At 36.8% G+C, this 11,735-nt stretch carries 10 protein-coding genes and 1 pseudogene; 2 read left to right on the forward strand and 9 right to left on the reverse strand.

Annotated features, from left to right (window positions below):
- Position 1: 1 nt before the first annotated feature.
- The 5 genes from kynA to AC1FXP_RS01205 all read right to left on the reverse strand — a co-directional run bounded on the left by kynA (position 2) and on the right by AC1FXP_RS01205 (position 4,622).
- Positions 2 to 859, reverse strand: coding sequence for a tryptophan 2,3-dioxygenase (kynA, locus tag AC1FXP_RS01185; RefSeq protein WP_480058110.1), 858 nt, complete (start codon positions 857 to 859; stop codon positions 2 to 4).
- A 13-nt stretch (positions 860 to 872) separates the two neighbouring features.
- Positions 873 to 1,520, reverse strand: a complete 648-nt coding sequence (kynB, locus tag AC1FXP_RS01190) for an arylformamidase (RefSeq protein ID WP_480058111.1) — start codon at positions 1,518 to 1,520, stop codon at positions 873 to 875.
- Positions 1,521 to 2,798 carry a kynureninase gene (gene kynU, locus AC1FXP_RS01195; protein WP_480058112.1) on the reverse strand — a complete coding sequence of 426 codons (1,278 nt, stop codon included), beginning with the start codon at positions 2,796 to 2,798 and terminating at the stop codon, positions 1,521 to 1,523.
- A gap of 344 nt (positions 2,799 to 3,142) precedes the next feature.
- Positions 3,143 to 3,307 (reverse strand): hypothetical protein, encoded by a 165-nt coding sequence (locus AC1FXP_RS01200; RefSeq protein ID WP_480058113.1) that lies wholly within the window; start codon positions 3,305 to 3,307, stop codon positions 3,143 to 3,145.
- A gap of 151 nt (positions 3,308 to 3,458) precedes the next feature.
- Positions 3,459 to 4,622: an LL-diaminopimelate aminotransferase gene (locus AC1FXP_RS01205; protein ID WP_480058114.1), complete on the reverse strand. Its 1,164-nt coding sequence runs from the start codon at positions 4,620 to 4,622 to the stop codon at positions 3,459 to 3,461.
- A 164-nt stretch (positions 4,623 to 4,786) separates the two neighbouring features.
- Here AC1FXP_RS01205 and AC1FXP_RS01210 point away from each other — a divergent pair, with 164 nt between their 5' ends.
- On the forward strand, positions 4,787 to 5,779 hold the full coding sequence (locus tag AC1FXP_RS01210; protein ID WP_480058115.1) for an aldo/keto reductase: 993 nt from the start codon (positions 4,787 to 4,789) through the stop codon (positions 5,777 to 5,779).
- A 157-nt stretch (positions 5,780 to 5,936) separates the two neighbouring features.
- On the opposite strand, the pseudogene AC1FXP_RS01215 reads toward AC1FXP_RS01210, so the two are convergent.
- The 4 genes and pseudogenes from AC1FXP_RS01215 to AC1FXP_RS01230 form a co-directional block, all read right to left on the reverse strand.
- Positions 5,937 to 6,278 (reverse strand): annotated as a pseudogene (locus AC1FXP_RS01215) (MGMT family protein).
- A gap of 99 nt (positions 6,279 to 6,377) precedes the next feature.
- Positions 6,378 to 7,628 (reverse strand): ABC transporter permease, encoded by a 1,251-nt coding sequence (locus AC1FXP_RS01220; RefSeq protein WP_480058116.1) that lies wholly within the window; start codon positions 7,626 to 7,628, stop codon positions 6,378 to 6,380.
- Entirely contained in the window at positions 7,621 to 8,520 is a 900-nt protein-coding gene (locus tag AC1FXP_RS01225) for an ABC transporter ATP-binding protein (protein WP_480058117.1), read from the reverse strand. Before AC1FXP_RS01225 ends, AC1FXP_RS01220 begins: the two co-directional genes overlap by 8 nt.
- A 210-nt stretch (positions 8,521 to 8,730) precedes the next feature.
- Complete coding sequence (locus AC1FXP_RS01230; RefSeq protein ID WP_480058118.1) at positions 8,731 to 10,212, reverse strand: protein adenylyltransferase SelO; 1,482 nt, start codon at positions 10,210 to 10,212, stop codon at positions 8,731 to 8,733.
- A gap of 325 nt (positions 10,213 to 10,537) precedes the next feature.
- On the opposite strand from AC1FXP_RS01230, the gene AC1FXP_RS01235 reads away from it, so the two are divergent.
- Positions 10,538 to 11,545 carry a DUF3231 family protein gene (locus AC1FXP_RS01235; protein ID WP_480058119.1) on the forward strand — a complete coding sequence of 336 codons (1,008 nt, stop codon included), beginning with the start codon at positions 10,538 to 10,540 and terminating at the stop codon, positions 11,543 to 11,545.
- The last annotated feature ends 190 nt before the right edge of the window (positions 11,546 to 11,735 follow it).

The following is an 11,735-nucleotide window of genomic DNA, read 5'->3' on the forward strand; positions in this document are numbered from 1 at the left end:
ATTATATTTCCGTACGCAGATTCCAAAGTTCTGGGAAAAAACGTTGATCTAAAACTTTTTTTAAATAATGAACACCAGACGAACCACCTGTTCCTACTTTAAAACCGATAATTCTCTCAACTGTCTTCATGTGTCGGAAGCGCCATTGCTGCAGCCAGTCTTCAATGTCGACGAGTTTTTCACCTAGTTGATACAAATCCCAATATTGTTCTACATCTCTGTATACGGTTAACCATGCCTCATTCACAGATTTATCTTCTTCGTATGGTTTTGAAAAATCTCGCTGAAGCTTATCTTTATTAATCTTTAATCCTGCTTTTGCTAAGGCTTGTATCGCTACATCATAAAGACTTGGTGAATGGTAGGCTTGCTTCAAAATAGCATGTAAATTTGGTTCTTTTTCATAAATCTTTAATATATGTCCAGTTTTATATCCAAGAGCAAATTCAATTAATCGATATTGATATGATTGAAATCCGGAGGCCTGCCCTAATGAGTCGCGAAACTCCATGTATTCTGCAGGAGTTAACGTTGAAAGTACATCCCAAGCTTGAATAATTTGTGATTGTATTTTTGACACACGAGCTAAACGTTTAAAGGACGTTTGTAAGTCATCATTTGTAATAGTAAGAATAGCGGCATTGATTTCATGAAGAATTAATTTCATCCACAATTCACTTACTTGATGAATGATGATAAATAACATTTCATCATGATGATTCGACAAACGAGTTTGACTTGAGAGAATATCGTTTAGCTTTAAGTACTCCCCATATGTCATCTGGTTTCTGAAGTCTGTATGAATTCCCTTTTCTGTTTTTGTTGCTTTATTTTGAAGGTCCTCATTTTGATTGGACATAGAACTGCTCCTCTCAGTCACAAGGTTTAATAACAGCACGTACTGGGCTTCCATCCGCGTCTTTTAGAGGCAAAGGCAATGCAATTAAATCGTAGTCACCGACACTTACATGATCTAACATTAAATTCTCCAAAATGTGAATATTATGTTGGTATAGTGCATGATGCCCCTCTAACTCTTTATTATCTAGTGGGTCAACAGAAGGAACGTCTACTCCAATTAAGAAAATTCCTTTCTTTTGTAAATAGGCAGCCCCATCTTCTGTCACGTATGGAATCTTTTCTGGGAACACATGTGGCTGATTGGGAATCGAGGTCTTCACTAAGAGCCTGGATACGCCTTTTAAATCAAACTGACTGAGCGTATTTCGATCGATTTTATCATAGGCAGAAATATCAATGATTCGTGCTCTTCCAATAAAAATATGAATATCCAAATCCAATATTTTAGCTCCATTATTGATAAAGTGAAACGGAGCATCAACATGTGTCCCAGAATGGACACTTGTCGTGATTTGTCCAATATTTACAGAACCCGTTTGCTCTTTTGAAAACGTAACTTTATATGAAAAAGGGGTGTCTTCTGGCCAATGGGCGAGGTTCTTTTGTAAGGGCTGTGATATATCAATCCATTGCTTATCCTTATTGGGTTGTTTCATCATTTATGCCACCACTCCGCGCTCGTTTTTATACTTTTTATAAAGGTCCTCTTTCATAATCTTCTTCAGTACTTGTACACTCGTCCATACTTCTTCGAATGTATTATATAGGGCAACTGGTGCTAAGCGAATCCCGTTTGGGGTACGAAAGTCAGGAATGATCTTATGTTCTTTTAAAGCCTTACAGATTCTTGCGGCTTCGGGGTGTTCAATATAGACGTGACCGCCACGTTTCACATCCTCTTCTGGGTTACGAATGACAAATTGGTACTCTGTTAACTCATGGTTAATTAAGTTCATTAAATAACGAGTTAAATGAAGAGACTTCTTTCGTATCGCGCCTATTCCCACTTCCTCAAAAAGAGAAAGGGAGCCGATTAATGGTGCTAGGCTTAAAATGTGAGGCGTGCCGATTTGATAAGCACCTGCATTCTCTGCAGGTGTTAATATATGCTCCATATCAAATTGCTTCTCTTTCTTTGAGCTGAACCAACCTGCTAAGCCTGGAGCACGTTGAAAATGTATTTTGTTCACATATAGTCCCCCCACACTACCTGGGCCTCCATTTAAATGCTTGTAATTGCACCAAAAAGCAAAGTCAACTCCCCATTCACTTAACTGATGAGGAATGGATCCAATTGAATGGCACAGATCAAATCCGATTAAAATTCCACGTTGATGTGCCTCCTTCGTTAAACGTCTTATATCGAGAATTTGACCACTTCGATATAAAACGCTTGGTAAAACGATTAAGACTACATCATCTTTCATTTCTTTAATGATATCCTCTTCCCGGATCATATGTCCGTCATCGCTTTTAACTTGAATCAGATGATCGTTTGGATCCAAGTCCTTAAGCTGAATTTGAGACTTTAGAGCATAGATATCACTTGGAAAGTTTAATTCATCTGCGAGGATTTTCGTCTTTTTTTCACTTGGTTTATAAAAAGTTGCCACCAATTGATGGAGGTTCACGGTAGTAGATCCAGTAACAACAACCTCTTCAACACTCGCGCCAACAAGCGCGGCCATATTTTCCCCAAGTGTTTCTGAAAGGAAAAACCATGGGTTCTCTCCCTCAGTCCAGCCATCAATAGCGTGGTTTTTCCAAGCATCTAAAAGAGTCAACAAGCTATGTTCAGCTCTTTTTGAAAGAAGGCCAAGTGAGTTCCCATCAAAATAAATTGTATCTTCTTTTATATAAAATTCGTTACGGTACTTGCTAAGTTCATCTTGGCGGTCTAAGCGTTGAGCATATTCCTTTGTGAGCGTATCCGTCATGGTAAATCCTCCTTTGTCATTGCAAATAATGAATTAAGCTCCAGCCATTTGAACCTGAATTATATAAACTTGTATTTGATTAATAGTTTATCTATATCACGCAAAAAGTACTTTATTCTTTGGTTTATTCCTTCAACTATACTCATGTTCTAAGTGACGCTTTCTTAAATAAATATAATTCGTTTTTACATTATAATCCCCTGCAATAATTAATTGTTTTCTAAAACATGCTTCCCGATATATTTTGCTTTGAATTATAGCTTCGGGAATTTTTATCGATAAAGTAAGGGGGTGTTCCTAAAGATCTGTTTTTGACCTTTGGGAACACCCCAATCTCAAGCATGCTATTTTCTCTCTCTAACCTCTCTGCCTTCAGCTCCAACAGAAATGCCTGAGTTAGTTGATGCATTTTGATCTTCTACACCTAACTTTGGTTTTTTCGCACCTCCAAGATATGGAGTCTTATGCTTTTCTTGAATTTTACTGATTTTATCGTAATCTTGATTCATCAAATGACCTCTCTTCTTTTTGTAAATAATCATCTTCAGATCATTAGGATTTATTATTTCCTTTAATTTATACTCGCTTCATGCAACGTAAGACCAATAAAAGCAAAGGTGTTCTCCTATAAATATGAAAGAACACCTTGAAGATATACATTCAAAACATGCAGCTCTCTTTTAGTCTATCTAAAGCCAATCTCAACACGTCTTCTTGTTGAACAAGAGAAATTCGTGTATAACCCTCACCTTCAGAGCCAAAAGCGACTCCGGGTATCGTTACAATGCCGGTCTGATCCATTAATTTATAACTAAATTCTGTTGAGCTATAGTTTTTCGGAGTCTTCGCCCAAATAAACATGGAAGCACTCGGTCGATCAACATTCCAGCCTAAAGAATGTAAGCCATCTACGAGAATGTCACGACGTTGTTTGTATATCTTTCTAAGTTCGTCGCTAAAATTATTGGTGTTTTCTAATGCCCGAATGGCTGCATGTTGAATCGGTAAAAATACACCGAAATCGAGGTTTGATTTCAATCGATTTAATCCTTCAATGACATATTCATTCCCTACAACATATCCGATTCTACATCCTGCCATATTAAAGCTCTTTGATAAAGAGTTAAATTCAATTCCTACCTCTTTAGCTCCATGAACAGATAAGAAACTAATTGGCTTTTTATCGTAATATAACTCAGAATAAGCGAAATCATGAAGGACAATAATGTTATATTTCCTTGCAAAATCAACGACCTTTTCAAAAAAATCCTTCGTCGCCATAGCCGGTACTGGATTCCCTGGAAAGTTTACGATCATCATTTTTGCTTTGTGGCGAATTTCTTCTGGAATTGAAACCAAGTCTGGTAAAAATTGATTTTCCTGACGAACTGGCATCGAATATGGAACAGCTTCGGCTAATGAAATTCCTGCAGCATACGCTGTATAACCTGGATTTGGAACTAGGATTATATCCCCTGGGTCTGTAATGACTGATGGGAGATGTACGAGTCCATCTTGTGACCCCATGACCATCAAGGCTTCTTTTTTATGTTGAATAGAGACCTCATATTGTCTGTGGTAATAGTTTGCTACAGCAGTAAGAAACTCTGGTGTTCCTTCTAGAGAATAACGGTACAAATTAGGGTCCTTTACTTTTGTAGCTAGTTCTTCCATCACAAAACTAGGAGGAGGCAGGTCGGGGCTTCCAATACTTAAGTCAATCATTTGTTGACCCTCTTGGATTTTTTTCTTTTTATATGTATTTAGCTCATTAAAAATACTCGTCTGAAAAGCATTCATCTTTTTAGATAAAGCAATCGCCATGATTCATTCCTCTCCTTTGGCAAATTCTATGTAATGAATAATATTATATCAGTAATTAGACATACTGTAAGTCTTACCTTTGAAAAGGGGAAATTTTTGTCAAAGAAGTAAAGAGACTGGTACAATATGACCTATACATACTTTTTCTTGGGAGTGGTGAACACATGCAATATAAAACGGTTGGAAAAAGTGGATTAGTTGTATCCGAATTATGTCTTGGGACTATGACATTCGGTAAAGCTACACCGGAAGATGAGTCTATTACGATGATTGATCAATTTCTAGAAGATGGCGGGAACTTCATCGATACAGCAGATGTTTATGTTGGTGGAACATCTGAAGAGGTCGTCGGTAAGGCGATTAAAGAAAAGCGTCAGGATGTTATATTAGCTACAAAAGTACGTATGAAAGTAGGAGACCGTCCTAATGACGTTGGTTATTCACGTAAACGAGTAATGGATGGAATCGAAACAAGTTTAAAGCGATTACAAACAGATTATGTGGACCTTTACCAGCTTCATGTATGGGATCATTTAACTCCTATCGAAGAAACATTGCGAACACTTGATGATTTAATTTCATCTGGAAAAGTAAGGTATATTGGTTGTTCTAACTTCTTAGCTTGGCAATTAATGAAATCTTTGTCTGTCAGTGAACAAAAAGGCTTTGCTAAGTTCATCTCCATTCAGCCGCAATATAGCTTAGTCAATCGAGAAATGGATCGAGAAGTCATGTCATTATGTATTGAAGAAGGCATTGGTGTTCTTCCATGGGGCCCTCTTGGAAGTGGCTTTTTATCAGGTAAATATGAAGGGTTGGAAACTCCGACATTTGGCCGATTATCGCAAGGGCTTCAAGGGGAATCAAGTTGGGAAAACAAAGGACTTGCGCGTAACTTCCATATCGTTAACAAAGTGAAAGAAATTGCGAAACAAATTGAGAAGACGCCAACACAAGTCTCTTTAAATTGGTTACTAATGAAAGAAGGCGTTACATCTCCTATTTTTGGCGCTCGTACACTTGAACAATATAAAGAAAATATTGGTGCGATCGGCTGGAGGCTTTCGGAGGAACATTTCAATGAACTAGATGAAGTGAGCGCATTGCCTTCAGAATATCCAAATCGTTTTATTGAAAAGTTTCGTAGAGAGGTTTAATTCTGTCAAAGGGTTTGTCTCAAAAGGTCCAAGAAAGACCTTTTGAGAGGATTTGCAATGGCACATTCGTCGCGCACCGGTTTGAGAAACCCACTCATAACAGGCTTCAAAAGATTGCGACGGTTTAGCTCATTGCTTCGAGGGTGTCTCAAAAAGGTCAAAGAACGGACCTTTTGAGACACCCTCTTTGATCTTTTGCGGGATTGTATTGAAATGTTTTCAAATCGATCTTGTTATCAATAACCTGAACCCCTTCCCCCTCTAATGATAGCTTTTGAACCATTTAGAACTCGTCATCATGAAAGCTTATTTCCCCTTTTGCATTAATCACCCTATGCCAAGGGAGCTTGTATTTTTTACTCAATGAATGAAGAATACGAACAACCTGTCTAGCCGCCCTCGGATTACCTGCTAGTTTGGCAATTTGCCCATATGTCATCACTTTTCCTTTAGGTATCTCCAAGATAATATTGAGTACACGCTCTGTAAATGGTTGCACCTTTTCACTTCCTTTCCTTTAGAAAAAAGAGCAATGGAAGTATGATTTTATCCACTGCTCTTACTATTGTTCGTTCTTTAAAAGATTAACCTAACCTATTTATTTTTTCGTTAATTCAATTGCTTTTTTAATATCTTTGAATGAATTTGATTTTCCATACATTAATACACCACCACGATAGATTCTGGCACCGAAAATAGCAAGTATGCCGATTGATACAAGTAACACAACAATGCCTAAAATTGGTTCAACAGGAGGAATGTTTAACATGCCAACCCGAAGGAACATAACCATTGGTGTAAAGAATGGTATATATGAGGTAACTGTAACAAATGTCGACTCAGGCATGCCTAATCCAAACATGGCGATAAAGAATCCAATCATAACTAAAAATGTCATCGGTAATATCATTTGCTGTACATCTTCAATTCGACTAACAAGTGAGCCTAATAAAGCTGCGAGAGTAGCATATAGAAAATATCCTAACAAAAAGAAGACAATGGCATAAATTATAATCGCAGCTGATAGATCATCGAAACCAAACACATCAAAGAATCCTCCAACTAGTGCTTCTTGGTTTCTCATTATGGATAAGTATCCAACTAGAAGCAATACCGTTAACTGTGTTAACCCAACAAAACCAATCCCAATTATTTTTGCAAACATTTGCTTAACAGGCGAGACACTAGAAATCAAAATTTCCATGACTCGTGACGATTTTTCCGTAGCAACTTCTGTCGCAATCATGTTTGCGTACATAATGACAGAGAAATAAATAAAAAATAATAAGATGTATACAATTCCTCTTGCCTGATTTAACTCCTCTGCTGACCTTGCGCCTTCATTGATCGCCTCTTGAGTAAATGTTATTGGAGCATTAAGATGCGCTAATTCTTCCATTGATAAATTAAGCTGAGAAGCCGCAATGGTTGATTGGATATGTCCAAGTGCAGCATGGATAGTTGATGTAATCGCATTTCCTGATAATGAAGGAGATATATAGACCGCTTCTGGTAATTGATCTGAACCAAAAGATAAGATTAAAAGTCCAACATACGTTCCTGCTTCTACTTGTGTTTCTAATTCTGCTCGTGAAGCTGTTGGTAATACCAAATCTATATTTTCATTTAACATCCTCATTTCATCTTCAAGAACTGGAAATAATTGACCCGTGTCATCAATAACTGCAACTTGTTCCGTTCTGTCTTCACCTTGGAATGCATCTATTATCAAACCGATATTAGCCATAATAGCGATTCCTACCGCTAATAATATAGTTGTTACAATGAACGATTTAGCCTTTATTTTAGACATATACGCATGTCCAAGCATTATCCAAAAATTACTCATAAGAAGTACCCACCTTTTCAATGAAAATATCATGCAAAGAAGGTTCCTCTAGTTCAAACTTCCTAACAAAGCCTATTGAAACGACTTTTTTAAACACATCTTCTGCTATAGATTCTGATTCAACTTGTAAGTGGACACCCTCTGTTGTTTTTTTCCACTTCAAGACACCAGGTATTGCCTCTAACATGGATAAGTCGAAATCAGCATGAATTGAAATATTTTTCTTACTAAACGAACGCTTGATCGACCTTAATTCGCCATAAACAACAGGCACTCCATGATGCATAATACAAAGATTTTCACATAATTCTTCAACATGCTCCATTCGGTGACTTGAAAAAACAATTGTCGTTCCACTTTCTTTTATTTCTTTCACTGCTTCTTTTAACAGTTCTACATTTACAGGGTCTAAGCCACTAAATGGTTCATCTAAAATAAGAAGTTTTGGTTTGTGTATGACTGCTGCAATAAATTGAATTTTTTGCTGGTTCCCTTTTGAAAGTTCTTCTACTTTTTTGTTCTTATATTCCGGTACATTAAAGCGCTCAAGCCAAATATCCAACTCCTTTAAGATCGTGTGTTTTTTCATCCCTCGTAAACGAGCGAGATAAATAATTTGATCACTTACTTTCATTTTTGGATATAATCCGCGTTCTTCAGGCAGGTAACCGATCTCTGGTGTTGTAGAATAATTAATTTCTTTCCCATCCCATGTAATTGTTCCTTCTGTTTGGTCTAACAAACCTAATATCATACGAAATGTAGTAGTTTTCCCCGCACCGTTTGCCCCTAAGAAACCAAACATTTCTTTAACCGGAACTTCCAGTGATAAATCATTCACTGCGGTGAAATTGCCGAATCGTTTCGTGACGTTTTTTAGTAATAATGTCATCCTTATTCTATCCTTTCCTCGGAAAAGCTATAGTCATTCTACCATTATTTTGAAGAAATGGTAGCTTTATATTTATTTTATACGTAAAGGGAAATGAAAAGTTTCAATCTATTTTTTTCCAACAGAAATAGGGATAATCCAAAGAGGTCTGCTTCTTTTGGATTATCCCTAAATGACCAAATATTTTCAACCGTTATCAAATGGCTTTTATCAAGTTCCACAAAAAGTTTGGTAAGGGCGAACTGATGGTTCAGGTAGCTTTGAATAATCTATTTGCTTAGAAGAGTGTGCGTACGGATCAGAAAGCACGCTAAGAAGTCTCTCCATTACACTATAGTCTCCTTGTTCCACTGCAGCTTCTAGCGCTTCTTCTACCCGATGGTTCCGAGGAATGATAGCAGGGTTGTTTCTTTTCATCAATTGCTGCGATTCCTCTTTTGATTCTTGCTGCCTGCTTAATCTTTCTTGCCATCTCTCGTACCATTGATCAAATTCCTCTTTACCAAACAGAATGGAATCCGCAAGATTTTCAAAGGTTAATGCAATAAAGGTATTCGTATAATCAGCACGATACATCTGCATTGTGCTAAGTAGGTCTTCAATTAAAGATTCATCCTGTTCTTCTTTATTAAATAAACCTAGTTTCGTTCTCATTCCAGAAAGCCAAATATCACGAAACACATTTGGAAATTCTGAAATGGCGTCCTGGGCTGATTCAACCGCCTTTTCCTGATCGTCATGTAACAATGGCAATAAAGTTTCAGCAAATCTTGCTAAATTCCAAGCACCAATTTTTGGTTGATTAACATATGCATAACGACCATGAATATCAATAGAACTAAATACCGTTTCCGGATCAAATGTATCCATGAAAGCACAGGGTCCATAATCGATCGTCTCTCCACTTAGAGTCATATTGTCTGTATTCATGACACCATGAATAAAACCAACCAATTGCCATTTCGCGATTAATGAAGCCTGACGTTTTATTACTTCCTTTAGTAGGGAAAGATATTGATTATCCCCCGTCTCTACATTTGGAAAATGCCGATCTAATGTATAGTCTGCTAACGTCTTAAGTTCGTCAATTGAGCCCCATTTTGCAACGTATTGAAACGTGCCAAAACGAAGATGACTAGCTGCTACACGAGATAGAATGGCACCAGGAAGTTTCGTTTCACGGATCACTGACTCTCCGGTTGTCACCACCGCTAAACTTCGTGTTGTAGGAATGCCTAAAGCATGCATTGCTTCACTAATAATATATTCTCGAAGCATTGGTCCAAGAGTCGCTCGACCATCGCCGCCGCGAGAGTATGGTGTTCTACCTGACCCCTTTAGTTGAATATCAAACCGTTCACCTTGGGGAGTAATTTGTTCGCCTATTAGCAAGGCTCTCCCGTCTCCTAGCATCGTAAAATGTCCAAATTGATGACCTGCATAAGCTTGTGCTAGTGGAATAGAACCATCAGGAAAACGATTTCCGCCCAATATATCTAGAGCGCTATCATTCTGAAGAGCCTCGGCATTCAGTCCTAACGATGCTGCTAGTTTCTCATTTAGAATAATTAACTTTGGTGAACGAACAGGGTTTGGATCGATGCTTGAAAAAAAAGATTCAGGTAATCGTGCATAACTGTTATCTAAATTCCATCCTGCTTCATTGGTTGAATTACACTCTGTCTTTGTCATAGCAGCTCCTTTTTACTATAGTCCGATGTATCCACACAATTCCTATAAAGTATTAACAAATTATTACTTTTTATAAAATACCCCTTTAATTTCTTAAGGGCAGCTCTTTTAGTGTCTACTTCTGTAAATGTATTATTCCAACTCAAGGTAACATGCGAACGATTTGTTTTTGCTTCTTATTACAGTTTTTTATGGAAATATGAATGTCTTTCTATTCTATTTTAGTGCAATAAATTTATTATAGATAGGGGAGAATATACATTAATACAAATAAAACAATATCTATCTGGTATAAACAATAAAAGCTACGAGGAGTAAAAAATCAATGGGTAATTGTTCTGGTAAATTGACATCAGCAGAAATTGCAAAACTATGGGTTTCTTACATAGGGAATACAAAATCGATATGCGTTCTGAGTTATTTTATTCAACATATAGAAGATCCTGATATTAAAATAGTGGTTAATAATGCTTTAAATCTAAGTAAAGAGTTCGTGCAAACAATTACTGAGAAATTTAAGGAAGAGCAATTTCCTCTCCCAAAAGGTTTAACGGAAGAGGATGTGAATTTAGGCGCTCCTAGATTATTTCTCGATGAGTTTTATCTGCATTACCTAAAATATGCTTGTAAAGCGGGACTAAACCTTTATGGAGTAGCTGTTCCAATTATGGTTAGATTAGACATGAGAGATTTCTTCACGAAATGTCTTGATTCCACATTGAAATTAACAAATCAAATCAATGACATATTAGATAAAAAAGGTTATTTAGAGAAACCACCATATATACCTACACCAAAAACAATTGATTTCGTAAAAAAACAAAATTATTTAAATGGAGTGTTAGGAACTGTTAGACCTCTCTCAGCAATCGAAATTACCCATCTTTACGACATTATTCAAAGTAATGTGACTAGTAAAGCCTTATTAACTGGATTTAGTCAAGTTACTCAATTGAAAAAAGTTAGGGAATACATGGTTAGGGGTAGAGATATCACAAATAAACATATCAAAAGTTTTTCAAAAATACTTGAAAAAGAGAATTTACCGTCCCCTCCGCTTTTAGATCATTTAGTGACAACGACTACCTCTTCACCTTTCTCGGATAAATTAATGATGCAACATAAAATTGACATGTTTTCAATGAAGATACGCCATTATGGAAATGGTTTATCTGTTTCGGCCAGGCATGATCTCGGCACAACATATATTCGCTTTTTAATGAATATTGGCTTGTACCTTGAGGATGGAGCGGAAATTATGATTGATCAAGGATGGATGGAGCAACCTCCTGAAGCCATAGACCGAGATACATTATCTTCAGGGTTATCTTAAAATTGCCATTTTAAACTAAATAATTTCGGAGTTATATTATCCTACTTAGATCAAACTAAAGAATAAGGAGGCGCGATAAAATGAAAAAGTTATTAACAATTTTGCTTACTTCTCTACTTCCGAATATAGAGAAAGTAATCCGTAAATTACACCTGAATTTACTTAGTCTTTTTTACCTCCTCAGGCTTAA

Source organism: Halalkalibacter sp. HAAS-P013 (assembly GCF_056619925.1).